The organism is Paenibacillus sp. HW567 (assembly GCF_000374185.1).
Taxonomy (GTDB): Bacteria; Bacillota; Bacilli; order Paenibacillales; family Paenibacillaceae; genus Paenibacillus_AQ.
Genome location: NZ_KB910518.1, coordinates 2,346,001 through 2,372,415, shown reverse-complemented (window position 1 = coordinate 2,372,415; position 26,415 = coordinate 2,346,001). Strand labels below are relative to the sequence as shown.

Sequence of the window (26,415 nt, the reverse complement as noted above, 5' to 3'; positions counted from 1 at the left end):
CCCCTTATTCAAAATCGGCTTTTTGCTCTTCCAGATGTTTCGGTGTTACCTCGAACATGCTGTCGATCAAGCCGGGAACGGTCATTTTTTCGGTTTGCTCCGCTTTTTTAATCTGCTCGTTTACAGTCGCTTTCGCTTCTTCTCTTACGCGCAATGTATCTTCTTCGGTCCACAGACCCTTCTTCTCCAAATACTTGGCAAGACGGGCAATCGGGTCCTTCTCGTTCCATTGTCCTTCTTCTTCTTTGGAACGGTACTTGCTGGCGTCGTCGGAAAGGGAATGCGGACGGAAACGGTAAGTAACAGCTTCAATCAGCGTAGCTCCTTCGCCTTTGCGGGCACGCTCGGCAGCTTCCTGCACTGCGGAAATTACCGCGAAGACATCCATACCGTCGATCTTGATGCCGGGAATACCCGCAGCAATCGCTTTATGGGCGATGGATTTGGCTGCCGTCTGTTTTGCGAACGGAGTCGTAATAGCATAGCCGTTATTTTGCACGAAGAAGATTACCGGCAATTTGAAGCGTCCGGCATAGTTCAGACCTTCGTAGAAGTCACCTTCGGAAGAACCGCCGTCACCTGTGTAAGTAATTGCGAGATTTGGCTGCTTCTTCAGCTTGAAGCCCATTGCAATACCTGTAGCATGCAGGATTTGAGCGCCGATGATGATCTGAGGCATCAATACATTTACACCCTCAGGTATCTGCCCGCCATGTTGATGTCCACGCGAATATAGAAAAGCCTGGTATAATGGAAGTCCATGCCATACAAGCTGTGGAATATCACGGTAGCCTGGGCATACGAAATCTTCTTTCTGCAGGGCGAACTCGCTGCCTACCATTGTGGCTTCCTGACCGGATACCGGTGCGTAGAAACCAAGGCGGCCTTGACGGCCCAGATTGACGGCCCGGTCATCCCAGGTCCGGGTAAATACCATACGGTACATGATTTCTTTCAGTTGATCGTCGGTAAGTGCAGGCATCTTATCCTTATTGATAACTTCTCCATCAGGAGAAAGCACCGAAAGGGCCTCCACGTCCTCTGTATACACTTCGTAAGGAACTTTAGTCATCATCTTCACCTCAATAAAAAAATTTGAATATCAGTGGCCTCTGTTATAGAATTATTATACACCTGTTTTATCTATTTCGTCAAAGAAATACGCATAAAATTTATGTTTCCATAAACTTTGTATGTATAACAGGTCATTCAAAATCCTATAACAGATAAACTTTTATTTGGCAAGTAAATGATATTTAACACATTTACCGCGTGGATAATTTTAACGCAACACCGCGACTAATGCAAAATTTCGACAAGAAAGGTGAGAATTCAGCCATGAGTGAGCCTGTTTTTCTGAAACGTACAATTTTGAAGCAAACCATATGGAGCGAGCATCTTCAGGAGGAGCGCAAGCTGCGCATCTACCTGCCTCCCGGTTATAACGAGGTCCTCAGCTACCCTGTAGTCTACTGCCAGGATGGGGAGGAATTCTTCAACTTCGGCCGAATTGCCACCCTTGCCGGGCAACTGATTCTGGAGCAGGATATCGAACCGTTCATCATCGTCGGGGTCGAAGTCAATGTTGCCGTCCGTACGCAGGAGTATGCTCCCTTTGGCAGCAGGTTCAAGGAGTACCTGTCTTGCTTTGCCGAAGAGATTATTCCCTTCATTGAACATAATTATCCGGTCCGCCGGACACCGGATGAACGCATCATCGCAGGCGATTCGCTGGGCGGCAGTGTCTCGCTGCATCTCGCCCTGGCATATCCGGGCCTGTTCAGCCGTGTTCTGAGCCTTTCCGGCGCGTATTACCCGCAGACCCGCGAGATTCTGGCAATGGAGGAGGATCTCTCCTGGCTGGATATCAACATGGTAGTTGGGCTTCAGGAAACCAACTATAAGACGGATACCGGCGTATACGATTTTGTAGAGATGAACCGGGAAACAAAGGCATTGCTTGAATCACGCGGGGCAACCGTATCCTACCGGGAAAAAGACGGACGCCATCTCTGGGGATTCTGGCAAAAGGAGCTGCCGGAATCGCTACTCTATTTTTTAAACAAATAACCCCGCTTTGAACGAAACAAATAATGAACATCTCAAGAACATATGTATTCTATCTGCGTGTTTACGCTTTCATTACGAGACGGGCACCACGGTGCCCGTCCTTACTTATAAGGACGGCAACCAAAGTCTGCGAAACATCATTTCAGTTATCAGCTATAGCTTGTCCTTGATGATTCCCGCGAGCAGCACATCACAGCCTGCATCAACCAGATCATAGACCTGTTCGAAATTCCCCGTAAAATAAGGGTCCGGCACTTCCCGCAGCTCTTCCTCCGGCAATAGATCCATGAAGAACAGCAGCTTCGCCTTCTCACCGCCAGGGATTTTGCGGACATTGTCGCCATTGGACTTATCCATGCAGATGATATATTGAAACTCTTCAAAATCACCGCTCTTTACAAGCCGGGCCTTCATGTTCTCATAACTGATGCCGTGCTGGTCGAGAATAGACCGCGTTCCTTCATGCGGCCCTTTGCCAATATGCCAGTCACCGGTACCCGCAGAGTCAACTGAAATTTGCGCTGACAGCTTCCGCTCCATAATTTTGTGGCGAAGAACAGCCTCAGCCATCGGCGAGCGGCAAATATTACCCAGACATACGAACAGTACCTTTATGATCCCACTCACCCTCCTATGCAATTATCATTATATTCATTTTATCGCGGACCACAGCATTTGTACAACCTTTCGATCTGCATTATACTTGGTCAGGATGAGTGACCATTAAGCTATATTAAGGAGGGGGACCATGCCACCCAAACGGGTTGTTATATTTGCCGGAGGCGAGCTGTCCGCACAATATTTGTCTCTATTAGATGAAGAAGATTATATCATCGGTGCCGATAAAGGAGCTTTCTTTCTAGTATCTCATGGAATTACACCCGATATTGCCGTAGGCGATTTCGATTCGGTCACCCAGGAGGACTTTCGGCAAATCGAAGCAGGCAGCAAAAGAACGATCGCTGTTGATCCGGTAGACAAGGATTTGACAGATAGTGAGATGGCCTTTGATCTTGCACTGGACACGCAGCCTGACTCCATACTGCTGTTTGGTGTAACCGGAACGCGTTTTGACCACACGCTGGCCAGCATTCAGATGATGACAAGAGCGGCGCAGCGCCAGGTGCTCTGTTCCGTTGTCGATTCAAATAATTACATAACCCTGACTGGTTCACAAGCGGTTGTTCAAAATCTGGGATATACCTATGTCTCGCTGCTGCCGTTGACACCCGAGGTAACTGGCATTACGCTTGAAGGCTTCCAGTATCCGCTGACTCGCGCCACCTTGAAGCTGGGACAATCTCTCGGCGTTAGCAATGTCCTGACTGCGGCTTCCGGAACCGTGACCATTGAGAGCGGTCTGCTGCTAATTATTCAGAGCAAGGACTAAGTACATAGGGAATTTAGAAACATCGCTGTAACTTTTAGCTTCGAACGCCCAAAGCCGGTAACCCCCTGCCATTCAAGGGATTACCGGCTTTTTCAAGTGCTGGAGATAGATAAAAATTAATTTTTTGTAACTTTTAATGAACTTTTAATAAAACGCTTCCAACACATACCCAGCTTGGGTTAGCGGCACCTTCTCCAGAATTTAGGACATGGATAACCTGCTATACTACGAACAGAGCAAGAAGCTAGAGACTTTCAACAACATAACCTGGGAGGTATTACAACATGAAAAAACATCAATGGTTTAAGCAAGCTATAGTCGTAGGTATGTGCACCACGATTGGCCTGAGCACTCTGATGGCAACCAGCGCCGGAACAGCACCCGCTGCTGCCGCGTCTGTAACATCTTCTACCGGACAGAACATTGTCAACTTCGGCAGTAAATACATGGGCGTTCGTTATGAGTTCGGCGCTTCCACGACTTCGACCAGAACCTTTGACTGCTCGTCCTTCACCAAATACATTTTCGCTAAATACGGAATTAACCTGCCCCGCACCTCTGCGGCGCAATCCACAGTAGGCACACCTGTATCCAAAGCAAACCTGCGGGTAGGCGATCTGTTGTTCTTCTCCAGCGGAAGCAGAGCAAACGGCCATAATGTAACCCACGTGGCTGTCTATATGGGGAACGGTAAAATGCTTCACACCTATGGTGCTCCGGGTGTCACGATTTCTGATGTGAACTCCAGCCACTGGACAAAAACCTACCTGAAAGCACGCCGTGTACTGTAACAGCCCTTATATCGGAATTGAAGTCTAGTTAAGGGTTGTACATGATCATTTTGTGATTGTCAGGATGTGGCGCCGTATTCCGGCGCCCGCAACACATATCCGATTCCGCGAACGGTATGAATCAATTTGTTCTTGTAGCCTTTGTCCATTTTCAAACGGATATGTCTGATATACACATCGACCACATTGGTGTCAGCTTGAAAGTGATATCCCCAAACCTGCTTAAGAATTTCGTCGCGGGGACAAATCACCCCCAGATTTTGAGCAAGATAATAGAGCAGATCGAACTCTTTGGGCGTCATTTTCAGTTCCGTTCCATTCCGGCTGGCCAGCCGGCGGCTGGGATCAAGGATCAGGCCATCTATCCTAAGCAGCGCTGAATGGTCGTGACGGCGGCCCGTAAGCTTTAATAAATTCTCGACTCTGCATTTGAACTCACCGATATGTACCGGCTTCACCATGTAGTCATTGCCACCCGCATCAAATGCCGCTACAGCCTCTTCACCGTACTCTCCGCCGGAAATGACCATCACCGGCAGTATTCTCCCCTGCTCTCTCAGGTCGGTAATTAACCCCCACCCTTCCCACTCTGCAGCATGGTGCAGCTCTGTAAGCAGCAATACAGGGTCCAGACTGGACAGCAATGAGCGAAGATCCCCCAGATCTTCGCTCATTGTCGTTTGCAGACCCAGCTCTTGCAGCGCATGTTCCAGAGTCAAGCGTTCTTCTCTGCTCCGCTTACCCTGTTCTGCAGTTTCATAGGCATCAGGGGGATGCCCGACCGCAAACCAGATAATTCTCTCATTCACAATGTATCCCCCGTATGAAGTCAGCCTTGCAACGGCAGCACCGCTGCAGATTATTTATAGAGTTCCCGCAAAGCAAAGAGACCATTCCAGGCGAACGGTCTCTTTGCTTAATTATTGTGAAGCGGCTAACCGAAATACCGGTGGTAAAAGCTGCGGGCGGCGGCAACATCATTTGTTCCATGAATCAACGCCCGCCCGTCGGCAAAGATAACCATGCGGTATGGCTCCTCTGTGAAGGAAACCAGGTACGGGTTGCTTTCCACCTTGCCGGCAGCCAGCCTGGAGAGGCGGCTGGCCGTTTCCTGCAGGTCCAGCCTCCGGCGCTGCGCCGGGCGGATCTGCACGGTATCTCTGCCGCACAGCACATCACTGCGCTCGGTGTTCGCTGCCGTCAGGTAAGGATAGATTGGATGGCTGCCGCAGGAAGGACAATCCGCCTTCTTGGCGGCTTTTACACCAATCTCCTGGTGCTCGTTGCGCCATACATCGAACGACAGAAGCTTACTCCGCAGTTGTTCGCGGCGTCCGCCCAGCAGCTTCAGCGCCTCAGCGGTGCCGTTCGCGGTAACCAGTTGCACAGCCTGCGGGAGTATTCCCGCTGTGTCGCAGGTGTCCCCGCCAAGCGGAACAGCCCCCAGCAGACAGTTCAGGCACGGGGTTTCCCCCGGCAGAATCGTGTATGTAATCCCGTAGCCTCCCACACAAGCTCCATAAATCCAGGGAATGCCATGCTTCTGGGCCATATCGTTGATGATTAGCCGGGTATCGAAATTATCAGTTCCATCCATAATCAGATCTACACCCGTGAGCAGATTCTCCAGCTCTTCGGCGCGTACATCCAGAACATGTGCCTCTATTATAATCTCCGAGTTGATCTGCTCAAGCCGCGCCTTGGCGGCGGCAGCTTTGGGTGTGCGCTGGCGGGCATCCTCCTCGGTATAGAGCTGCTGGCGCTGCAGATTGCTCCATTCCACATAATCGCGGTCAGCCAGAATAATCCGCCCGACTCCGCAGCGCGCCAGGGTCTCTGCAATCCCTGTACCAAGCGCGCCCACACCGACGACAAGTACGGTTGAGCGGGCAAGTCCCTCCTGCCCCTCCGCACCGAAAGGGCTGAACCTCACCTGGCGCGAGTAGCGCCCGTTCCGTCCGTACTCCTGCGCAGAAGTGTTTTTATCTTTTGCGTTATGACTCATTTCAGAGACCCCCTATGACCGAACCAAGCATACAACGATTTATTGTAGCATAAGTAAGCGCACGCCTGAAATAGGAAATTGGCCAAAGGTCTTGAAGCTGGCTGATGTCAGATGGTGATTTTACGATTTTTTCTGAAAAATTCCGCCACGCTTGGCATATTTCCGTCCCGGTAGCTGGTCTTTCAATAACTCGTCAAGCGTATCAATCAGCTTGCCCCGCTGCTGAAAAGGGTCCTGCTGATACGGCAGAGCATGGACCCGCTTGCCGCCAAGTGCAGAGCCCAGCAGATCAGCCGATGCGCGGCTGGCAAGCGGCAGACAAATCCTCCAGCCGGGCTCTGGCACCAGCCCGTTTCGAGCGAGCCAGTGCAGCGTTTCCTCCAGCCGCCAGTCGGCGCCGGAAGCCACGAGGAGCGGGATTTCACTGGCTGCAAATTCCTGCAGCACACCGGGATTTCCCACTGTCCCTAGATCGAGTACTACATGCGAATAGTCATGATTCAGCAGTTCTGTGAAATTACCCTTTGGAGCTTTTCTCCAATAGTGAACCCCCTTCCATATCAATGGGGATTCTGTATCGCCCTTTGGTGCTTCAAACAGACTGCAAATCCGGTCGTAGACCGCCAAATCAGGACTGGCGTCCACCCAGGCCGTAGACCCGCTTCGCGCAAGACAACTGCTTACAGCCAGAGAGGTATGGGTTGTGCCCAATCCGGGAGCAACGCCAAGCAGGGCTACAACTGTGGTTGCTCTTCCTTGGCGGAGCATCGCTGCCGGACTGCTTAGACCCCTTCTCTCCTGAGCATGCTCCACCTCAGCCTCAATAGGCTCCAAGGCCAGCATGACCTCCTCAGCGCTCTGGTATCTGTCTTCGGGATGATGGCGCAGCAGACGCCGTATTACTGGAATTAAGGCAGCCGGCAGCCGGGAACGCAGCTTATCCTCCATTCCCGGCTGCCAGCGGCTGTATTGTCCGCCGGAAGCCATATAAAGCAGCAATGCGCCTAATCCGTACAAATCCGAAACGGGATGGCTTTGGCCTCCGCCGTATTGCTCCGGGGCAGCAAAGCCAACCGTACCCAGCTTCTCGGTATCCTCACCGGCCCCGCTTCTTAGCCTGCGTGCGATGCCGAAGTCGATCAGCAGCAGCTCATCACGCCTGGTCAGCATAATATTTCCCGGCTTCATATCCCGGTGAACAATCGGCGGATGATGCCCATGCAAATATTTCAGCACTTCCAGCAGTTGCCCGGCATATCGGAGGATGCTTCTCGCCGGCAAAGGTCCGGAATTTGCCGAAATATATTGCCCCAGCGTCACACCTTCAATATAGTCCATCACCAGATAACAGTAGCCCTCCTGATCAGGAGAAAAAAAATCGGCAACCCTCGGCAGCAGCGGGTGACTCAGCGAGATCAGCAGCGCAGCTTCGGCCTCAATATCGCCATAAGCCCCTTCTAGGCTTACACTCTCCTTCACTGCCCAGTGCTTGCCCTGAAGACGCACATCTTCCGCCAGAAACACCCGGCTCATCCCGCCAGTCCCTATAGCTCTGACAATTCTGTATCTGTCGCCCAGCACCTCTCCGGCTCTAAGCTTTGATTCAAAAATCATGATATCTCCTCCGTTTCTTCACCTTAAGTCCGCACAAAAAAGAGGGAAAACCTCCGTTTATTTACGCTTAAAATGGCGTATAGCCGCCAGCGTAGCAACGGGATGCTTTCCCTCTTAGTTATTTTCTTTAAAATCTGCCGCTTAATACTTAATCATATAAAGTGTTATTTCATCACGGTTATGGAACAACTGCTTTGCCCGCTGAACCTGCATCCGCTCGTCCTCGAACATGGCGATAATCTCCTTAATCACAGCCATCGGTTTCTTATGCATTAGCTTTACAGTGACAATGGCTGTTCCCCCGGGTGACAGACTGTGCAGCAGTCCGGTAACCAGCTTGGCCATCAGCTTGGGACTCCAGCTCATATCACAGACCAGCAGATCAAACTCATTGTCCTGGAACTTGACTTCCCCGGCATTTTTGCGCAGAATCTTCAGCGCCGGATTTTTGCGTAGCGACTCGTGCATGAGAGCCGGATCAACGGCAGTCACCTTGAGACCCCGTTCCAGCAGGAACGAGGTCCAGCCACCCGGGGATGCGCCAATATCCACCGCATTCCGGAAGCTCTGGAATGGAATCGAGAATTCCTTCTCCGCCTCCATCAGCTTGAACTTGGCCCGGGAAATCTGACCGTCCTCCTTGCGGAAGCGGATCATTCCGCCGTTCCAGCTTGACAGGTTATCCTCGGGACGGGAGACACCGGCATAGAGCGCATCGCCAGCGGCATAGACCGAAATTACATAGGCAGGCTCATGTACGGTGAATTCAGCTCCAAGCTCCTGCAAGTGCCCCTGCAGCCATTCCCGCAGTTCTCCCGGACTGTCGGGCCAGAAGGAGCTGCCGCCCTTGCGGACATGCAGTGACACCTTCTCTCCCGCAAGCTCACTGCGGCGGCTCAAATAGACGGACAACCGTTCCAATGCAGACATCTCGCCCTGATCCTGGAACTGCACAGGCTGAATATGCCGCAGAAAGATCGGCAGATGGCCCGCAAGTACGCGTGACACCTCCTCCGGCTCAGCCTCCAGCGTAGCCAGGAAAATCTCTCCCGGCAGCAGCAGTGTGCTCTTAACCGCCCCGAACAGGCGGCGCAGCTCCTCCTGGGCATACGGGGCGAACCCGTGGTTGGCGGTGCAGATATATCTTGAATGAATTTTTGCTTCCGGAGCAGAGGTCTGCTCTTCGTCTTTTTCTATAAAATCGCTCAAATGGCTTTGCCTCCAGGTCTTATTTTAATCCAGGGACGACCGCTATCCCATTCAATATCAGCAGGAATATCATAGGTGGCCATAATCATTTCCTTAGTCAATACTTCTTCCTTGAGGCCGGAGCCGGCCAGCTTGCCGCTGCGGATCAGCGCAACATGCGTGAAGAGCGGTACAATTTCCTCCACATGATGCGTAACGTACACCACGGATACATCGCGCTGCTTCAGCTTGTCGATCTCCGCAAGCATTTTCTCCCGTTCATACAGGTCAAGTCCGGCACAGGGCTCGTCCAGGATCAACAGCTTCGGCTCAGCCATCAGACAGCGGGCGAGCATAGCTTTTTTGCGCTCTCCTTGCGACAAAGTTCCAAAAGGATGATTGGCCATCTCGCCAAGGTTCATATCCTCCAGCAGCCGGAGCGCCTGCTCATGTACAGTGCGGGGAATTTGCTGGTAGAAGCGAAGATACGCATAAGCTCCTGTGGCTACAACCTCCCATACAGGATCATTCAGCGACAGCTTTTCCATTAATGAGGGACCGATATAGCCGATCTCCTTGCGCACCTCCCGTAAATCGCACTCGCCATATTTATAACCCAGCACTTCTACCGAACCTTTGCTTGGAAACAAATAGCCGGTCATCATTTCCAGCAGCGTTGTTTTGCCCGAGCCGTTGCGTCCGAGGATCACCCAGTTTTCGCCTTGCTTCATTTCGAGTGACACATCATCCAGAATCAGGCTATTTTCCCGGCGCAGGGTAAGATGTTGTAAAGAAATCATTATGAGATCACACTCCTTATGTAGTCCAGCACCCGTTCCACAGAGCCCATCGAATAATAGATTGCCGGAGCTGATCGGCGGTCTGCGGATGTAACAAGCAATGCAGGCACGCTGGAAATTCGGTACTGCATCACAAGCTCCGGCAGCATGTTCACATTTCCCGCAGCAATCAGGAGATTCTCCGGCAGCAGATGCTCCGCCACCTCAAGCATGCGCCTAGCAGCTTTACAGGTCCCGCATAGCGGAGTATAGAAGAACACAACCAAGGGTTCCCCCTTCTGCTCCAGCCTTTCCAGCAGCTCCATTTGATTCATTTCCTTCATCAGTGCTCCGCCCTCTCCGCAATCTCTGCCAGCCTGCCAGGGTCCAGCGGGCCGTTATGCAGCAGATGAGCATCAGATATAGCGGGGTACAAGGTTTCGTACATTTCCTTCCGGCCCCGGTGACTGGACGTATGCAGATAAATTTCCCGGGGGAACAGCCCCTCCAGCACGATCCGCCTTGCAACCTCGCCACCGCTGAAATCCCCAGGACCCATATCATAATCCAGCGACAAAATACGGACCTCGCACTCGCGCAGCAGCAGCAGGCATTCTTCGGTAGTCCGTGCCAGCACGAATCCCTTAGGCTGTTTTCTGTAATCGTCCATAAAAACGTTGATCACGCCTGTTCCTCCGCTTCATACCATTTCCGTACAAGGGCAATCTCCTCACGGTGGCTGCCATCCGGCCCCTTCCCCGTTTCCATGACAATTGCCGCATTGCGAAAAGGGTCCGTAAGCAGCAGACTCTGCAGCCCCGCTTCACCGATAAGTCCTTTCCCTATGGACGCATGCCTGTCGCGGCGCGAGCCAAAAGCAAACTGCGAATCATTCAGATGTACAGCTACGAGCTGCTCCCAGTAGCCCAGTAGGGCTCCACGCTGCATAAATTCGTCCGTATGCTGCGGATTCCAGATTCCCGAGGCAAAAGCATGGCAGGTGTCTAAACAAAACCCGATCTTCTCAGGAAACCGGCTTAGCTCGCGCACCTTGACCAGTTCCTCCACAGCCATACCCTCACTCCCGTGATTGCCCGCCTGATTCTCAATTAGCAGCTTGGCCTGTCCATGCCAGCTCTCTAGCGTATCATTCATACATTGTATAATATTTCGATAACCCTGTAACGGCTCTATACCGCCAAAATGTCCAAAATGAACCACAATGCCCAGCGAACCGCAAGCCTCGGCAAGCTCCAGATCATTTAGCAGAGATGCTACCATAACCGCTCTTGACGCCGCTCCGCCTGTGCCTGCCGCCATATTCGTGGGGTAAGGAGTGTGGGCAATGGACACCATCCCTTTGTCCCGGCAAAAGGCAGCGCAGCCCTCCGCATCACGCCTGTCCAGCGCTTTCAGCCGCAAGCTCCGCGGATTCTTCGGAAAATATTGAAAGCATGCCGCACCGCTCTCCCAGGCGAACCGGGCTGCCCGCCCAAATCCGCCGCGAGTGCTGACATGCGCCCCAATTTTGGGGCTACTCGGCATGCTGGCAATCCGGGCAATAAAACACTTTGCGTCCGGACAGCTCTGTTTTGACAATCGTTCCCCCGCCGCGCAGACAAGGCTCGCCTTCACGGTCATAAACCTTGCAATGGTCGTTATAAGTACCGGTAACGGTATCACCGGTCATAAAAGGCATTTCCATATAGCCGCCGATTTGGGTCGCCTCCGTCAACACCTTGCAGATACTGCCGTACAGCCGTGTTACCGCTTCAGGCGGCAGATTCTGCACCAGCGCCGTTGGCAGCAACCCGGCGTCAAAAGCAATTTCGTCGGCATAGCAATTGCCGATGCCAGCCATCACGTGCTGGTTCACCAGCAGGCTCTTGAGCGAACCCCGCCGGCCCTTCAGCAGCCCGGCAAAACGTTCTGCATTCATCCGCCGGTCCAACAGCTCAGGACCCAGCTTGCCCATCGCCGCCTCGCTTTCCTTCACTGACAGCAGATGCAGATAGCCCAGCCGCAGCCCCATGAAGTAGAGGATATGATCGCCAAAAGCCAATTCTACCTGTGTAGTACGCTCCGGCCGCTCCTCCTCGGTGCCGTAGAACAGCAATCCCCCCAGCATCAAATGCAGCAGCAGCCTGCGGCCATCGTGAAGGTGGAAAAGAATATGCTTCGCCCGCCGCTCCACAAATACTACCCGTGCGCCGAGTAGGGTCTTGGCGAACTCGTCCGCCGCCAGGTTAATCGTCTTCTCACGATTTACGGTTACACCTGTAATTGGAACATTTATGATATGCTGGCTCAGCAGCTTTCTGTAATTCTCCATTTCCGGCAGTTCCGGCATCATTACATCGTCCCTTCGTATGTAGGTAAAAGCACACTCTTGACATTATACACCGAGCGTCCCCATAAGTTCAGCTAAATCAGCACAAATTTCATCAGGGGCGACACCGGTAACGCTCTGGTATTGCGCCAGATTGTCCTGTGTCGTCAGTCCGGTCAGCACCAGAATCGTCCGGCAGCCTGCCCGGGCTCCCGCCGAAATATCCGTACGCATGTTGTCTCCAACCACAACCGCTGCATCCGGCTTGATGCCGAGCAGAGCTGTGGCGTAGGTAATCAGGTGGGATTCCGGTTTGCCGATCACCACAGGCGCCACTCCGCTTGCCGCTTCAATGGAGGCTCCAAGTGTACCCGCTCCCGGCATCACTCCGTTATCGGAGGGCAGCATCAAATCGGGATTCGTCAGCACGAACTTTGCGCCCTCGCGGATCCAGCGTGAAGCCCGGGCCAGCGATTCATATGTAAAAGACCGGTCAATTCCCTGCACAACGTATTGCGGGGCTTCGGATACCAGCGTTAAGCCTGCCTCGCTGCATGCCTGGATCAATCCCTCTTCTCCAAGTATCGCCACTGTTGCCCCGGGCGATTCCTCGGCGATATAGCGGGCCGCCGCCATAGAAGAAGTGCAGACCTCCTCCGCCTTTGCTTCGATGCCCATTCCGCGCAGATGTGCCGCGACACCAGCCGGAGTCCGTGACGAGTTATTCGTAACGAACAGGAAGGGGAGCTCAGCACGGCGCAACGCAGCTATAAGGAGGTCAGCTCCGTGAATCATCCGCCCTCCGTGATACAAGGTTCCATCCAGATCTATCAATAGCCCTCCGACATCCTTCATGGCGATCTCAACTCTCCCATAAATATAATTAATACTATTAATAATTAATGATGTGTACCACCCAAAATCCAACATCCTCCGTCGAATGCTAGCGAAGCGCCGCCACTGCGGGATCTTTTTGGCACAGCCCTGTCATTTCCTGCGCTTTCCCGGAAAATAATTCATTTCCCCAAGGCATTTCACGGGGTGTTGGCAGAGGTTCTCCGGTGCACCGGAAAGGCGCAAAATTCCTCAGCCAGCAGTGTTTTCGGGAAAATGGCCTGCGCCTCCTCAAGGAGCGGAACGAGCTCTTCCCGAGAGCTGTAGCGTGAGCTGAAGTGAGTCAGCAGCAACTCCCGCCCTCCTGCCGCGAGCGCCAGCTCAGCCGCCTGACGGGCTGTGCTGTGATGATATTGAAAAGCCATGTCCGCCAGATCATGGGCAAACGTCGCCTCATGCATGATCAGATCTGCGTCCTGCGCAAGCGGCAAGACTCCCGGACAAGGTCTGGTGTCACCGAGAATAGTTACGATGCGGCCGCGCTTTGGTGCATTCAGTACCTCCGCTGCCCGGATTAGAACTCCATCCTCTGTGGTTATATCTTCACCTTTTTTTAGCTTGCCGAAAAGCGGTCCCGGTTTGAGCCCGTAGCTGAGCAGCAGCTCTGTATTCAGGTTGCCCGGGCTGTCCTTCTCCGTGATACGGTAGCCATAGCTGTCAATCCGGTGCTCCAGCAGCCCTGCTTCAACTTTAAAGCCGTCATCCTCAAATACAAGCCCGCCGTTATGCTCAACAATCTCCAGCTTATAGGGAATGCGGGACTGGCTTACCGACAAAGAGATATCCAGGTATGCCTTCAGGCCCGGCGGGCCATAGACGGTCAGCGGAGCGGTCCCCCCCTGATAGCCGCGGCTGGAGATTAGGCCGGGTAATCCGAACAGGTGGTCACCGTGAAGATGGGTGATAAACAGTTTTTCCAGCTTGCCGAGCCGCAGTGGTGAACGGAGAACCTGATGCTGCGTGCCTTCTCCACAGTCGAACATCCAGAAGCTGCGCCGTTCTTCAAGCAATCTGAGCACAACGGAAGTTACATTCCGCTGCAGCGTGGGGACCCCGGCATTCGTTCCCAAAAAATATATTTCCATCGAAATCCTCCTTTCTTCATTCTTACAAAAAAGCAACTGCTCTTGTCAGAATCCCATGCAGTGAATTCTACCCTTTTTGAGACAAAAAATCATCCTTCGGTAAAACACCGGCTCCAGCAAAAAACCTCCCGGTTACGGGAGGTTCCGCTGTTATGAGGGATAATCCCAAGCAGACGAGTGTATGTTATGGCGGTTACTGCTTCTCCACATTGAAATACTGCGCTTCAGGATGGGCGAAGACCATCGCTGACACCGAAGCTTCCGGCTCCATCATAAAGCCTTCGGTGAGATGCACGCCGATGTCCTCCGGAGAGAGCAGCTTGAAGAGCGGCCCCTGATCCTCCAGATCCGGGCAAGCCGGATAACCGAACGATACGCGAATCCCCTGATAGCGGGCACCGTGTCTTTGCTTCATGGTCATATCCGCCGGATCAGGGAAACCCCAAGTATCCCGCATCATATGGTGGACGCGCTCCGCAAGTCCCTCTGCCACCTCCAGCGCCACCGCCTGAAGAGCGTGGGAACGGAGATAATCCCCCTTCTCCTTCATCTCTGCCGACATCTCACGTACCCCATGACCGGCAGTAACGACCAGGAAGCCTACATAATCCATAATCCCACTGTCCACCGGCTTCAGGAAGTCGGACAGGCAAAGATATGGCTCGACATTCTGTCGCGGAAAGGTGAAGGTATGGAGAATTTGGGACGTATCCTGCGGGTTATACACCAGAATATCATTCCCCTGCGATTGTGCCGGGAAAAATTGATACATGGCATGCGGCGTAATCGTCCCTTCCAGCATTGCCTGATGGAGAAGCTCATCCACTGTATCCTTCAGCTCCACAGTGCGCGGATCGCCGGAAGCAAGCTGGGCTTCAACTGAACCGCGGAGGCCCAAATGGTGGCCCAGCAGCATCTGCATGTTCACATAAGGAATAATATGCCCAAGCGGGTAGCTGCGCATGACATGGCGCTCCAGATCCGGCGGAGTAAAGACCGGCGCATCTGCTGAAATTTTGGAACGGACCGCCCGGGTCAATGCCGGCATGTCCTGCTGTGGAGCTACGGCTACAGCCGTCTCCGCTTCGAGGCGCACTTCTTCCTCGATTCTGGCCCGCTCTTCCGGGTTCATCAGCCGGTTCGCGATGTCCAGACCATCCATGGCATCCTTGGCGTATAACACCAGTCCATCATATTCAGGCCGGATACGCGTCTTGGTGAATTTACGTGTCAGTGCGGCGCCGCCCACCAGGATCGGAACGTCAATCCCCGCATTGCGAAGGTCCTGAGCGGTCAGCACCATTTGCTGTGCAGATTTCACAAGCAGACCGGACAGCCCGATCGCGTCGGCCTTCTCCCGCCGGAAAGCTTCGATGATGTTCTCTGGTGGGACCTTAATCCCCAGATTAATAATCTCATATCCATTGTTGGAAAGGATAATCTCCACAAGGTTTTTACCGATATCATGCACATCGCCTTTAACGGTGGCCAGCATAATTTTACCTTTCACCGAGGTTTCATCCTTCTGCATGAACTGCTCCAGATGTCCCACAGATGCCTTCATGACTTCAGCACTTTGCAGCACTTCAGCTACGATCAGCTCATTGTTGTTGAAAAGCCTGCCGACTTCCGACATTCCCGCCATCAGCGGCCCGTTGATGATCTCCAGCGGACCCGAATTAGTCAAAGCTTCATCCAGATCAGGAATCAAGCCTTCCTTTGTCCCCTCCACCACATAAGAAGCCAGACGCTCCTCCAGCGACAGATTGGAGATTTTCTCTTTCTTCTCCACCTTTTTACCGCGAAAAGCAGCAACAAAGGCGGATAAAGTATCATCATTCGTATTGTAGATCAGTTGCTCAGCAAGCTTCCGTTCCTCTTCGGGAATGGACGCATAGCGCTCCACCTTTTCCGTATTTACAATCGCATAATCCAGTCCGGCTTTGGTGCATTCATAGAGGAACACCGAGTTCAGCACCTCGCGTCCCGCCTCCGGCAGACCGAACGAGACGTTGCTGATCCCCAGAATGGTGTGCACGCCCGGAAGGGCTTCTTTGATTAGACGGATACCTTCAATCGTCTCTTTGGCAGAGCCGATATACTGCTCATCTCCCGTACCTACCGGGAATACAAGCGTGTCAAAAATCAAATCCTCGGGAGCCAGCCCATATTTATTCACCAGCAGATCGTAGGAGCGTTTGGCCACCTGCAGCTTGTCCGAAGCCTGGATCGCCTGCCCCGACTCGTCAATGGTGCCCACAACAATCGCTGCGCCATATTTATGAATCAATGGAGTGACCCGTTCAAACTTTTCTTCACCATCTTCAAGGTTAATGGAGTTAATTATTCCTTTGCCCTGGCAATACTGAAGCGCCAGATCAATAACCTGGGGATCGGTGGTATCAATCATCAATGGCACTTTAACCTTTTTGACCACAAGCTCCAAGAACTGCTTGATATCTTCGCTTTCATCACGGTCAGGGTCCTGCACGCAGACGTCGATAACCTGTGCACCGCTCTTTACCTGGGCTCGGGCAATCTCTGAAGCTTCTTCATATTTGCCTTCGACAATCAGGCGCTTGAATTTTCGCGAGCCGAGCACATTCGTACGTTCACCCACCATATAAGGGCGGTTGTCGTTCTCAATATATACTGGCTCTATTCCCGACAGTGCCGGCGGATGCTGGCCTTCCAGCGCACGCGGCGGATATGCCGACAGCGTCTCTGCCATCGCCCGGATATGATCCGGTGTCGTTCCGCAGCAGCCTCCGGCGATGTTCAGCCACCCCTTCTCGGCAAAACCCGCAAGCTTGCGGGCAAGCGAATCCGGCGATTCGTGATAATTCCCGTTCTCGTCCGGCAGCCCGGCATTCGGATAACAGCTCACCGCCGCCGAAGAAATTGCCGACAGGGACCGGATGTGATCGCGCATGAACTCCGGTCCGGTCGCACAGTTCAGACCAACGGAAATCGGCTTCAAATGCTCCAGCGAGATATAGAAGGCTTCAATGTTCTGACCAGCCAGTGTAGTACCCATAGGCTCAATCGTCCCCGAGATCATCACAGGCAGTGTAACACCAGTCTGTTCAAAGGCATTGCGGATGCCGATGCTTCCAGCCTTCACGTTCAGCGTATCCTGGGATGTTTCGAGCAGCAGCGCATCCACCTTGCCGTCAATCAGCGCGACCGCCTGCTCCTCATAGCTCTGGACCAGCTCCTGGAACGTAACGCCACCAGTGACTGAGAGCGTCTTCGTGGTTGGCCCCATAGCTCCGATGACATAGCGCGGATGTTCCGCCGTATCATATTTATCCACCGCATTTCTGGCAAGCCTGGCGGCTGCAAGATTAATCTCGCGCGCCCGCTGCGGAATGTCATATTCGGCAAGCACCACAGAGGTTGCCCCGAAGGTATTGGTCTCGATCAAATCGGCGCCGGCTTCAAGATATTTCTCATGAATGTTCTGTATAACCTCTGGCCGGGTAAGCACCAGCATTTCATTACAGCCGTCCAGCTCTTCCCCGCCAAAATCTTCACCGGTAAGCGGCACCTGTTGAATCATTGTGCCCATTGCTCCATCAAGAATCAATATTCGCTGCTGTAAGCTATCAGCAAGTGTGAATTTAGCCACTTTCTATCCCCCCAGAAAAACATTAGAGTAAGTTTAGCAGAATAACAGGAATTCGAAAAGCCTTCCTTTCCTCTCTGCATTATACGTAATTGCCGGCAGCAGCCTCAGCCGCTGAAAAATAATAATTTACGGCTTCACCAAAAGCTCTTTACTTGGCATAGAGTGCTGCGTTCTCGCAGATACATGGGAAGTAACAGTAACTCCCCTTCTTCTTCAATAGCTCCTTCAGCCTTATATTCACCATTTTCCGATCATTCGCCTGTGAACTCATATGTCCGGCTGCCCGGCTGCTCCCGAATTCCCCGAGCAGCCTGTGCTAAAGCTACTGTAATAAGTATTGCCGCAATTGCCGCCAGTCTTTTATGAATGATCATGCGGAGTCCTCCCGGATAAGTGGTAGGCTTCATAATGATACTGACATCTTGCGCGGTACTTCTGTGCTCATTATACACATAATATTCATATTTCCGGAAATAAAACTCACATTTCCTTTCACCGTAATGAGCTTAGTCATATACTTGGCATTTCCCTTCAGATAATTCACCTTATAAATCTGATATCAGACGCAAAAAAAGCCGGCCTCCCGCATGAGGATACCCGGCTTGATCAAAGTTCACTATAAAGATTCAACCAGCGGAAGAAGCTCCGCAAGATGGCCGATCTGGTAATCCGGCTGAATTGCCGGGTCCGGTGCTTTGCCGTTCCGGTTAATCCAGACGGTAGTCAGGCCAGCGCCAAGCCCGCCAAGAATATCCGTTGTCAGCTTGTCACCGACCATCACCCCCTGCTCAGGGGAGATTTCCAGCAGGTCCAGTGCATGCGTGAAGATGCTCTTGTCCGGTTTCCCTTTGCCGAAGCTGCCCGAAATAACAATGTGGTCAAAATAAGGGGTCAGCTCAGGCACACCGTCCAGCTTCTCCTGCTGCAGTGCCGGACAGCCGTTCGTAAGCAGCAGCAGCTTGACTTTGCCGCGCAGCTTATCCAGCACCTGCAGCGTCTCTTCATACATGTACGGCCGGCTGCGGCGTTCAGCGGCAAACCGGGCCGCCAGTGTTTCGGCCAGCGCCTCATCGTCAATTCCAAGCGCGGCCAAGCCGCGGCGCCATGATTCCTTGCGGTAGACGGGCGCAAGCTGCTCCATCCGGCGGAATTCCGGCTGCTCTCCGGCAGTAAAATTCCCCCACAGCGCTTCAAAAGGATTGATCCCGATCAGCTTGGTGAACGGGAAGGTGTCATACGACTCGTAAAGGCTTCTCGCCTCCCGGCGCACAGCGGCCTCCAGCTCCTGCGGATTAACGCCATTCCCCGCCGCTTCAGCGGCAGTGCGGAAAGCTTCCTCAACGCTCCGCTCATCCCAGAGCAACGTGTCATCAAGGTCAAAGAGTACAGCGGAAATCGGCATTATTTTCTCCCTCTCCCTATGCTGGCATATCTTTCTACTCGTTAACGATTTCTACATGATTCTGCTTGGCAAATTGCTCCAGACGTTCTCCCATAGCCTGAATATCATAACGGTTGAGCAGCTTCGAGAAAACCCATTGTGTTCGTTTACCCTTATACTTGATGGAGACTGCGCTGCGGGTCACGATGATCCGCTCAATATCGGCTGCCGGCAGCCAACGTTCACGGTTGAATTTGATCGTGGAAAGTCTGGCGCGTTCAACCTTCAAATAAGGGCGCCGGAAGAACAAGAGGGCCGCCAGCAAGAAATACAGCACTACTCCCAGCCAGTTGGTCAGCATGCCGCTACCCCTGGTTTGGTCTATAGAACCAACTACCCAGAACATAATTCCAAGCAGCAGCAAAACTACAGGAAACACAATGTTGCGGCCTTTAAAAATATCACTGCTCTTTGCAGCGGCAGAGCTGGTTGAAGCATAGATGGACTCTTTCCCTTGCTTCTTGCGTTGCTTGTTGATCTGCTTGGTGTTGCGTTGAACCATTCTTTCCCAAGAACGGGCCATGTAAGTTCCCCCTAGTCATCCTGTAATATCTATGAAAAGGAACAGGCACAGTCTATAGATGCCATGTAGCCTTGTTCATGCTCTTATTTATCGACAATTTCAATGTTATTGAGCTGAGCCCGGAAGTTGTTGCGGATGTTGCCCAGATAGATCTCACGGAGCTTGGCTCTTTCCGCCAGCTCTTCTTCATTCAGGCCGTCACTCTTCTGTTTGCGCGCCAATTCGTTAATACGTGCGACCAATTGATCAATATTCAATGTGTTCCCCTCCCTTTAAATTCATTCTAACTGTGCCATGAGAAAAAGAGCTTGTCAAGGTCTACTCCCTGAAAGCTCTTTGCATGGAATTATGAGGTATGAATTTCAGTTAATATACCGGTAATGTAAGCACGTCACCGGCCTTGATGCTGCTGTTATCCAAGCCGCTTGTTCGTTTGATTCCTTCTATATATACAGCAGTTTTCATATTAGCCGGCTTATTCTTCAAAGCAATGCTCCAAAGAGTATCCCCGCGTTCGACAACCACCCGTTTCTCTTGCTTCAATAATGACACCGATCCAGCAAAAACATTTCCAACCACGGTAAACCCGGAAACAACTAAAAGAAGAACCAAAGCCAGCTTCACAAAATTGTCTTGGCGGAACACCCCCCTACATGCTGTAAACACAGCCAGGAGAAGCTCTTTAACATTGGGTCTATGAATAGAAGCAGAATGGTTATCCGCTGTATGAACTTCGCGAACCTCGTCGTAGATGCTGCGGTATGTGCTGTACTTTAACATATTTACCGACCTCCAAACACTTGTTCTTACTTTCGAAAATAATATAGCACGAACATGTGTTTTGCACAATACCCTTTTCGAACAATTGTTCCCTTTATTTTTGATGACGTTATTTCCATATTTTTTAGAACTTATGTTTGTACGAACGGAGGTTCTATGTTATAATTTTCCCAAACATAGTATATGGGGTTGATTCCGATGTCAAAGATTTCGAGTCGTCAACTGGCGATCCTGGAATTTATACGTAATGAAGTCCGCAGCAAGGGTTATCCGCCGTCCGTCCGGGAAATCGGTGAAGCAGTTGGACTGGCCTCCAGTTCCACCGTACACGGCCATCTGGACCGCCTTGAGAAGAAAGGCCTTATCCGCCGCGATCCTACAAAACCGCGTGCAATCGAATTGCTCGGCCAGGAGGATTCCGAGAATGTTCACCAGTTCGTCCAGACGGTTACCCGTATTCCAGTAGTGGGCAAGGTTACCGCCGGGGTTCCTATCACAGCTACAGAGAATATTGAGGATTACTTTCCATTGCCTAGCCATTATGTAGGCGACAACAAAGTTTTTATGCTGTCAGTACTCGGTGACAGTATGGTTGACGCTGGCATCATGAACGGCGATTATGTTATCGTCCGCCAGCAGCAAACAGCGGATAACGGTGATATCGTTGTCGCTATGACCGAAGAAGACGAAGCAACGGTCAAGACCTTTTACAAAGAACGTGATCATATTCGCCTGCAGCCGGAGAACCCGGCTTATGAGCCGCTACGCCTTAACCGCGTTACTATTTTGGGCAGAGTCATTGGACTTTTCCGCGACATCCATTAATAACTCCATTCCCCTCGAAGACTGTTCTGCTGCCAAGCAGAGCAGTCTTTTTCATTATGAACATCCTCTCTCTCCACACATATCCTGATAGCAAAGGAGATCTGATAACTATGCCCAATTACCGTATTATCGTTGATCTGTCACAGCGGATGCTTTATCTGCTGGATGACAACACCATGATCAGAGGATTTCCCGTCGGCATCGGCAAAATACTGACCGTTACACCGGCAGGTGAATACACGATCATCAACAAACAGCCCAATCCCGGAGGACCTTTCGGGGCCTTCTGGATGGGACTCTCCAAACCGCACTATGGCATTCATGGAACGAATGATCCCTCCTCGATCGGCAAAATGGTCTCCCACGGCTGTATTCGCATGTACAATGAGGACGTTCTCTCCCTGGCAGCAATTGTGCCTATCGGAACCCGGGTCACCATACGCGAATAATCTGGATGCTGCAAAAAACACCAGCGTCAGGCGATAATCAGCAGCCCGGCGTTGGTGTTCTACATGTTCAAGCAGTTTTTTTCACATTCGTACAGGAATTTTGCAGCTATATGTCGAATCTTGTACATTGGAAGATTAACTCTCGAAAGGAAGTGCCTGGTTTGAATAATTCAAAGATTAGAACCCATATTGATTTTAAGGTGGATGCTTTGGGGAAGCTCTCCAATCTCCTGCTGAACAATGATCATGGGGAACGCAGAGTGAACATCCTGACCAGCTTTGGCAGCATTCAAGGAAAAGTGTCCAGCTATAACAGCAGACAAGATGAGGATGTATTTAATCTGAAATCATTAATGGATGACGTCATTGTAGATGAGTACATTTCCTACTTGGGCGCAGAGCATCCTGAGAAGAACTATAATTATAACTTTGTAGTACTGGATAATGTGGTTGTAAGACCTTTCTCCAGCTACGGCACTGAGATTGAATATAAGCAGCTCATCGTGTATGCCGATCAAATCGCTGCCTTCAATTTCGTATAATTACAATACGTCATTCCAACTGTGCCTCCAGGAAAAACCGCCGTGCTGCTGCAAAGCTTTTCCCGGAGGCATTTCTATAAGCTATTCGATGGTCTGATCGTACCCCAGTTCCTCCACAATCCCCTCAGCAAGAGCAAACTGCGCTTCCGCCGGCTCTTTAAGCTTTCTGGAGTAGACTACAGCGCTCTTGACAACCTTTTCAATCAGCCGCCGGCCCTGCTCCTTCGTAATAGATACTTCCAGACCCGCCCGGCCCACCACTTCCGATAAACAAAAGAAAGCAATGCGCATACTGTAATTCTCCCGGCTCAAAAAGTAAAACAGATGGGGGATATTCTTCATCAGACGATCTATCCAATTCGTAATCTCCCGGATCTGATAAATCTCTCTAGGGTCCTGCCCATAACCGTCGAAGATCAGTGTAACTTTTCCGCGAAGCCTTTTCTTCTCATATTTCTTGAACTCCCGAAGATATCGCTCCAGCCGGCCTTGCTCCACATCCTCCCTGGAAACATTCAGCACAGTTATGCCGTCCGCATCCGTAGTCAGAGTCTCGTTCAATGGTGATCCGCTTGCTTCCTCCTGCTGTGGCAATCCTAAACGCTGCCGTAGCCCATCTTCCACTCTCTTCACCTTCCGTATATGTAATTTGCACACTAAGAAGAAACGGATACCTTCTCTATTAAGAGGAAATGTCCGTTTCTCCGCAGAATACCTCACACCTTTAGTTTACAATCCCTGACCAGTAGAATCTACAGCAGCACTCTCCGCAAAAGTCTGATCGCATCAGCATTCAAACGCAATGCTTCCCGGATGGAGACTCTCGCAGCCAGCAGTTCCCGTCTAGCCCGGCTCGGGTTCGGCACCCGCCGTAAATTCTCGTTGATTTCTTCAAGTCTTTCCAGCAGGATCGCTCTTTGTTTCCGAAGCAAATTAATCGCTCTGCGAATTCGTTCACGGTCTGTCATCATTACACCTCTTTTACGTTTGATAGTATAAGAGATGCAATATATTCAGAGTCTGCCTGTGTTAACAGGAAAGAAAACATCCGGTAGCTATTGTCCGGCAGGTGACCCTCTATTCCTTCTGCGGCAACCTTACCCTAAATTCAAACCCCTCACGGCTGTAGCACATTCCGGCCACCAATACATCATCAGGAGTATATCTCTGCACCGGGCCGGCGTAGTCTGCAATTACATGCGGCTTGCCCTCCATCAATTGGACCACGTATACCTTTACCTGAGCGAGAGCTGCAGCAAACAAATCCGCATCGCTGGAAAGGACTTTATATGTCGATTTCAAAAAGCTACCTCCTTATATGTGGTTCGTACTTAATTGTCAGCTTATAGTCACTCTGTAAAAATAGTATACAGCGGCTTGGAACAATATGTAAACGCAATCTTTGGCGTAACATCGCAAAAAAGACCCCGCCCGCGTTGAAGCCCCTTCGGCAAGGTCATGCCCCTCTATCATAAGGTCCAATAAACACAAAGAAAAAAGCTCCACTATCTGTGGACCTTCACATTACTTCTCTTCAATATGCTTCAAAGCTGTTTCGATGCTCTCTTTCAAATAAACATGGTTTTCGGGTAAAACAACTTTATGCGCTCCAGACACTTCAACCCCTTGCGATCTCGCCTCAGTCTCTACAGCCTCGACAAAAGTCATTTGCTTGTCTTCAACATTCACTCGGATATTATGAACATCCAGCAAATCAAGAATCAGCGTCGAATTCGCTTGTTCCATTGCAGATAGCTCCTTTCGTATTTTCCTCCATTGTGTCACATTACGTCAGATTTGGCTATGCAATAATTAACAGGAACTAGATTTTATATGGGATCAGCTTGCCTTTCCGTTCAGGATTTGATAAGACTAAGTTAGTTGTTCCCTAAGAGATAAAGAGGAGGATGCACCGTGGAAGAAGTACGAATTCAGAAAAAAGACCGCACTGTAAGCTTTAGAGTGATTGAGGAGGAAGGTGAATTTATAGTTTTTGATATGTCGCTCTCAAGTCCGACAAGCAATAGAACGAATTACAGCGGGAACCAGTTCCAAGAGGCTTGGAAAGCTGTTGAAGCCATTCTTGGTCAAACCGAAGTCCCTCATGAATTTTTAAAATATACAAATTCCTGATCCACAGCAGGCGGTCCCGTACGCGGGGCCGTTAATTATTTTCTCACAAAATCTGCGTAACTAGAAAAGCCCTCAACGCCTGGAGCGTCAAGGGCTGCTTCTCCTAGTAAAGAGTCATGTACTGATCTCTTTCCCATTCGTGAACTTGCGTCCGATAGATATCCCACTCAATTTCTTTCAGTTCGTAGAAGTGAGCCAGCGCATGTTCGCCGAGAGCTTCAGTAATAACATGGCTGCGGATCATTTCATTCAGCGCTTCCTTCAGATCAGACGGCAGGCTTGGAATGCCTTCTTCGATCCGTTCTTCCTCAGACATCACATAGATGTTGCGGTCGATTGGAGCCGGAAGATCAAGCTGACGTTTGATGCCGTCAAGACCTGCCTTCAACATTACAGCAAGTGCAAGGTACGGGTTAGCTGCCGGGTCCGGGTTGCGGACCTCGATGCGGGTGCTGAGCCCTCTCGATGCCGGAATACGGATCATTGGGCTGCGGTTGCTGGCAGACCAGGCTACGTAACAAGGTGCTTCATAACCAGGTACCAGACGTTTATACGAATTCACTGTCGGGTTCGTAATCGCCGCAAAAGCACGTGCGTGCTTCAGAATGCCGGCCATGTAGTAACGCGCAGTTTTGCTTAGGCCAAGAGTGTCGCTCTCATCGTAGAAGACATTCTCACTGCCTTTGAACAAGGACTGGTGTGCGTGCATCCCGGAACCGTTCATGCCAAAGAGAGGCTTAGGCATAAAGGTTGCATGCAGGCCATGCTGGCGGGCTACCGTCTTCACGACAAGCTTAAAGGTCTGGATTTGGTCAGCCGCCTTGATGGCGTCAGCATATTTAAAGTCAATCTCATGCTGGCCGGAAGCGACTTCATGGTGGGATGCTTCAATTTCGAAGCCCATTTCTTCAAGAGTCAACACGATTTCGCGGCGGCAGTTCTCCCCAAGATCCATCGGCGCCAAATCGAAATATCCGCCTTGGTCGTTCAGCTCTGTAGTTGGATTGCCCTTCTCATCGGTTCTGAACAGGAAGAATTCCGGCTCAGGTCCAACGTTCATTGCGGTAAAGCCCATTTCTTCAGCTTCCTCAAGGCAGCGTTTGAGAATACCGCGAGGGTCGCCGGCAAAAGGCGTTCCGTCAGGCATGTACACATCACAAATCAGACGTGCAACCTTGCTGTCCGTAACCCAAGGGAAAATAACCCATGTGCTAAGATCAGGGTAGAGGTACATGTCGGATTCTTCGATACGAACATAACCTTCGATAGAAGAGCCATCAAACATCATCTTGTTGTCGAGCGCCTTTTCGAGCTGACTAACGGGAATTTCCACGTTTTTGATCGTACCGAGCAAATCGGTAAATTGCAGGCGAATAAAACGGACGTTCTCTTCCTTGGCGATACGCATAATATCCTCTTTTGAAAAGCTCACTGTACCCTCTCCCTTTCAAGTCTCTGTGTATTATTTATTAAAAAACCGGGATAGCTCGCCTTGAATGAGAGACACTTGTCCCGGTCTTTTACCGGAAACCAGTTCCTGCTTCAATAAACGGTGAAGCTGTGAGTCAGACAACTCTCTACGTCTTACCTCTGTATCAGGGGTAATAACCGTAGCTTCTTCAGATTCCTTCGAAACGGGGTTCATCACCTGCTTGATGCCGGCAATATTAACCCCCTTCTCAATCAATGCCTTGATCTCCAATAAACGTTCTACATCATTGAATGAGAACAAACGCTGGTTGCCGGATGTGCGCGCGGGCACGATCAGGCTGTGCTGCTCATAATAACGAATTTGTCTTGCAGATAAATCAGTTAGCTTCATTACGATTCCTATAGGGAATAATGCCATATTTCTGCGGATTTCATCACCCATGACTCATCCAACCTTCCAATGATCTTTTTCTCATCTCATTGTACATTTCTTAATTTGGCGTGTCAATGGTATG

32 protein-coding genes are annotated in these 26,415 nt (G+C 51.1%); 7 read left to right on the top strand and 25 right to left on the bottom strand.

The window, feature by feature from the left end; translation table 11 throughout:
* Nucleotides 1–4: 4 nt before the first annotated feature.
* Complete coding sequence (gene pdhA, locus B212_RS0110725; RefSeq protein ID WP_019910721.1) at nt 5–1,072, bottom strand: pyruvate dehydrogenase (acetyl-transferring) E1 component subunit alpha; 1,068 nt, start codon at nt 1,070–1,072, stop codon at nt 5–7.
* 266 nt (nt 1,073–1,338) lie between these two features.
* Here pdhA and B212_RS0110720 point away from each other — a divergent pair, with 266 nt between their 5' ends.
* A complete protein-coding gene (locus tag B212_RS0110720) occupies nt 1,339–2,070 on the top strand; it encodes an alpha/beta hydrolase (protein WP_019910720.1) in 732 nt (243 codons plus the stop codon).
* A 153-nt stretch (nt 2,071–2,223) separates the two neighbouring features.
* Here B212_RS0110720 and B212_RS0110715 read toward each other — a convergent pair whose 3' ends face one another.
* The gene (locus B212_RS0110715) at nt 2,224–2,688 is read right to left on the bottom strand and encodes a low molecular weight protein-tyrosine-phosphatase (RefSeq protein WP_028530736.1); all 465 of its coding nucleotides are present in this window, start codon (nt 2,686–2,688) and stop codon (nt 2,224–2,226) included.
* A 130-nt stretch (nt 2,689–2,818) separates the two neighbouring features.
* Here B212_RS0110715 and B212_RS0110710 point away from each other — a divergent pair, with 130 nt between their 5' ends.
* Both B212_RS0110710 and B212_RS0110705 read left to right on the top strand, forming a co-directional pair.
* Nucleotides 2,819–3,460, top strand: coding sequence for a thiamine diphosphokinase (locus B212_RS0110710; RefSeq protein ID WP_019910718.1), 642 nt, complete (start codon nt 2,819–2,821; stop codon nt 3,458–3,460).
* A gap of 284 nt (nt 3,461–3,744) precedes the next feature.
* On the top strand, nt 3,745–4,251 hold the full coding sequence (locus B212_RS0110705) for a C40 family peptidase (protein WP_019910716.1): 507 nt from the start codon (nt 3,745–3,747) through the stop codon (nt 4,249–4,251).
* A gap of 59 nt (nt 4,252–4,310) precedes the next feature.
* Here the strand turns inward: B212_RS0110705 and B212_RS31230 are convergent, their stop codons facing one another.
* The 17 genes from B212_RS31230 to B212_RS0110620 all read right to left on the bottom strand — a co-directional run bounded on the left by B212_RS31230 (nt 4,311) and on the right by B212_RS0110620 (nt 20,520).
* Nucleotides 4,311–5,060: a response regulator gene (locus tag B212_RS31230; protein ID WP_019910715.1), complete on the bottom strand. Its 750-nt coding sequence runs from the start codon at nt 5,058–5,060 to the stop codon at nt 4,311–4,313.
* Nucleotides 5,061–5,185: 125 nt separating this feature from the next.
* Nucleotides 5,186–6,256, bottom strand: coding sequence for a ThiF family adenylyltransferase (locus tag B212_RS0110695; protein ID WP_019910714.1), 1,071 nt, complete (start codon nt 6,254–6,256; stop codon nt 5,186–5,188).
* A 120-nt stretch (nt 6,257–6,376) separates the two neighbouring features.
* On the bottom strand, nt 6,377–7,870 hold the full coding sequence (locus B212_RS0110690; RefSeq protein WP_019910713.1) for a serine/threonine protein kinase: 1,494 nt from the start codon (nt 7,868–7,870) through the stop codon (nt 6,377–6,379).
* A gap of 141 nt (nt 7,871–8,011) precedes the next feature.
* The gene (locus B212_RS0110685) at nt 8,012–9,079 is read right to left on the bottom strand and encodes an SAM-dependent methyltransferase (protein WP_019910712.1); all 1,068 of its coding nucleotides are present in this window, start codon (nt 9,077–9,079) and stop codon (nt 8,012–8,014) included.
* Nucleotides 9,076–9,858 carry an ABC transporter ATP-binding protein gene (locus tag B212_RS0110680; protein ID WP_019910711.1) on the bottom strand — a complete coding sequence of 261 codons (783 nt, stop codon included), beginning with the start codon at nt 9,856–9,858 and terminating at the stop codon, nt 9,076–9,078. Before B212_RS0110680 ends, B212_RS0110685 begins: the two co-directional genes overlap by 4 nt.
* Nucleotides 9,858–10,181, bottom strand: a complete 324-nt coding sequence (locus tag B212_RS0110675; RefSeq protein WP_019910710.1) for a thioredoxin family protein — start codon at nt 10,179–10,181, stop codon at nt 9,858–9,860. The genes B212_RS0110680 and B212_RS0110675 overlap by 1 nt, the downstream gene beginning before the upstream one ends.
* The gene (locus B212_RS0110670) at nt 10,181–10,522 is read right to left on the bottom strand and encodes a cyclic-phosphate processing receiver domain-containing protein (RefSeq protein ID WP_019910709.1); all 342 of its coding nucleotides are present in this window, start codon (nt 10,520–10,522) and stop codon (nt 10,181–10,183) included. The genes B212_RS0110675 and B212_RS0110670 overlap by 1 nt, the downstream gene beginning before the upstream one ends.
* Nucleotides 10,519–11,382 carry a deoxyribonuclease IV gene (locus B212_RS0110665; RefSeq protein ID WP_019910708.1) on the bottom strand — a complete coding sequence of 288 codons (864 nt, stop codon included), beginning with the start codon at nt 11,380–11,382 and terminating at the stop codon, nt 10,519–10,521. The genes B212_RS0110670 and B212_RS0110665 overlap by 4 nt, the downstream gene beginning before the upstream one ends.
* A complete protein-coding gene (locus B212_RS0110660; RefSeq protein ID WP_028530733.1) occupies nt 11,372–12,187 on the bottom strand; it encodes an Fpg/Nei family DNA glycosylase in 816 nt (271 codons plus the stop codon). Before B212_RS0110660 ends, B212_RS0110665 begins: the two co-directional genes overlap by 11 nt.
* A gap of 45 nt (nt 12,188–12,232) precedes the next feature.
* Entirely contained in the window at nt 12,233–13,021 is a 789-nt protein-coding gene (locus B212_RS0110655; protein ID WP_019910706.1) for a TIGR01457 family HAD-type hydrolase, read from the bottom strand.
* A 179-nt stretch (nt 13,022–13,200) separates the two neighbouring features.
* Nucleotides 13,201–14,145, bottom strand: coding sequence for a ribonuclease Z (rnz, locus tag B212_RS0110650; RefSeq protein WP_019910705.1), 945 nt, complete (start codon nt 14,143–14,145; stop codon nt 13,201–13,203).
* A 193-nt stretch (nt 14,146–14,338) separates the two neighbouring features.
* Entirely contained in the window at nt 14,339–17,716 is a 3,378-nt protein-coding gene (gene metH, locus B212_RS0110645; protein ID WP_442950112.1) for a methionine synthase, read from the bottom strand.
* Between the two features lie 311 nt (nt 17,717–18,027).
* On the bottom strand, nt 18,028–18,150 hold the full coding sequence (locus tag B212_RS35685) for a hypothetical protein (protein WP_019910702.1): 123 nt from the start codon (nt 18,148–18,150) through the stop codon (nt 18,028–18,030).
* 242 nt (nt 18,151–18,392) lie between these two features.
* On the bottom strand, nt 18,393–19,178 hold the full coding sequence (locus tag B212_RS0110635; protein ID WP_019910701.1) for an HAD family hydrolase: 786 nt from the start codon (nt 19,176–19,178) through the stop codon (nt 18,393–18,395).
* Between the two features lie 34 nt (nt 19,179–19,212).
* Nucleotides 19,213–19,740, bottom strand: coding sequence for a hypothetical protein (locus B212_RS0110630; protein ID WP_019910700.1), 528 nt, complete (start codon nt 19,738–19,740; stop codon nt 19,213–19,215).
* Between the two features lie 83 nt (nt 19,741–19,823).
* The gene (locus tag B212_RS33810; RefSeq protein ID WP_019910699.1) at nt 19,824–19,997 is read right to left on the bottom strand and encodes a DUF896 domain-containing protein; all 174 of its coding nucleotides are present in this window, start codon (nt 19,995–19,997) and stop codon (nt 19,824–19,826) included.
* Nucleotides 19,998–20,106: 109 nt separating this feature from the next.
* Nucleotides 20,107–20,520, bottom strand: coding sequence for a LysM peptidoglycan-binding domain-containing protein (locus B212_RS0110620; RefSeq protein ID WP_019910698.1), 414 nt, complete (start codon nt 20,518–20,520; stop codon nt 20,107–20,109).
* A 198-nt stretch (nt 20,521–20,718) separates the two neighbouring features.
* On the opposite strand from B212_RS0110620, the gene lexA reads away from it, so the two are divergent.
* From lexA to B212_RS0110605, 3 genes are all read left to right on the top strand, one after another.
* A complete protein-coding gene (gene lexA, locus B212_RS0110615; protein WP_028530732.1) occupies nt 20,719–21,345 on the top strand; it encodes a transcriptional repressor LexA in 627 nt (208 codons plus the stop codon).
* Nucleotides 21,346–21,455: 110 nt separating this feature from the next.
* Nucleotides 21,456–21,794 carry a L,D-transpeptidase gene (locus B212_RS0110610; RefSeq protein ID WP_019910695.1) on the top strand — a complete coding sequence of 113 codons (339 nt, stop codon included), beginning with the start codon at nt 21,456–21,458 and terminating at the stop codon, nt 21,792–21,794.
* 161 nt (nt 21,795–21,955) lie between these two features.
* Nucleotides 21,956–22,336, top strand: coding sequence for a hypothetical protein (locus B212_RS0110605; RefSeq protein ID WP_019910692.1), 381 nt, complete (start codon nt 21,956–21,958; stop codon nt 22,334–22,336).
* 81 nt (nt 22,337–22,417) lie between these two features.
* On the opposite strand, the gene B212_RS0110600 is transcribed toward B212_RS0110605, so the two are convergent.
* The 4 genes from B212_RS0110600 to B212_RS0110585 all read right to left on the bottom strand — a co-directional run bounded on the left by B212_RS0110600 (nt 22,418) and on the right by B212_RS0110585 (nt 24,082).
* Nucleotides 22,418–22,960, bottom strand: a complete 543-nt coding sequence (locus tag B212_RS0110600) for a hypothetical protein (protein ID WP_198015848.1) — start codon at nt 22,958–22,960, stop codon at nt 22,418–22,420.
* A 128-nt stretch (nt 22,961–23,088) separates the two neighbouring features.
* Nucleotides 23,089–23,307 (bottom strand): hypothetical protein, encoded by a 219-nt coding sequence (locus B212_RS0110595; protein ID WP_198015847.1) that lies wholly within the window; start codon nt 23,305–23,307, stop codon nt 23,089–23,091.
* Nucleotides 23,308–23,413: 106 nt separating this feature from the next.
* Nucleotides 23,414–23,638, bottom strand: coding sequence for a hypothetical protein (locus B212_RS0110590; protein ID WP_019910689.1), 225 nt, complete (start codon nt 23,636–23,638; stop codon nt 23,414–23,416).
* Between the two features lie 222 nt (nt 23,639–23,860).
* On the bottom strand, nt 23,861–24,082 hold the full coding sequence (locus B212_RS0110585; protein ID WP_019910688.1) for a hypothetical protein: 222 nt from the start codon (nt 24,080–24,082) through the stop codon (nt 23,861–23,863).
* A 168-nt stretch (nt 24,083–24,250) separates the two neighbouring features.
* Between B212_RS0110585 and B212_RS0110580 the strand changes: the two genes are divergently transcribed.
* Nucleotides 24,251–24,469, top strand: a complete 219-nt coding sequence (locus tag B212_RS0110580; RefSeq protein ID WP_019910687.1) for a hypothetical protein — start codon at nt 24,251–24,253, stop codon at nt 24,467–24,469.
* Between the two features lie 103 nt (nt 24,470–24,572).
* Here B212_RS0110580 and glnA read toward each other — a convergent pair whose 3' ends face one another.
* Together glnA and B212_RS0110570 are read right to left on the bottom strand one after the other, a co-directional pair.
* Nucleotides 24,573–25,901 carry a type I glutamate--ammonia ligase gene (gene glnA, locus B212_RS0110575; RefSeq protein ID WP_019910685.1) on the bottom strand — a complete coding sequence of 443 codons (1,329 nt, stop codon included), beginning with the start codon at nt 25,899–25,901 and terminating at the stop codon, nt 24,573–24,575.
* 30 nt (nt 25,902–25,931) lie between these two features.
* Nucleotides 25,932–26,342, bottom strand: a complete 411-nt coding sequence (locus tag B212_RS0110570; RefSeq protein ID WP_019910684.1) for a MerR family transcriptional regulator — start codon at nt 26,340–26,342, stop codon at nt 25,932–25,934.
* Nucleotides 26,343–26,415: the final 73 nt, after the last annotated feature.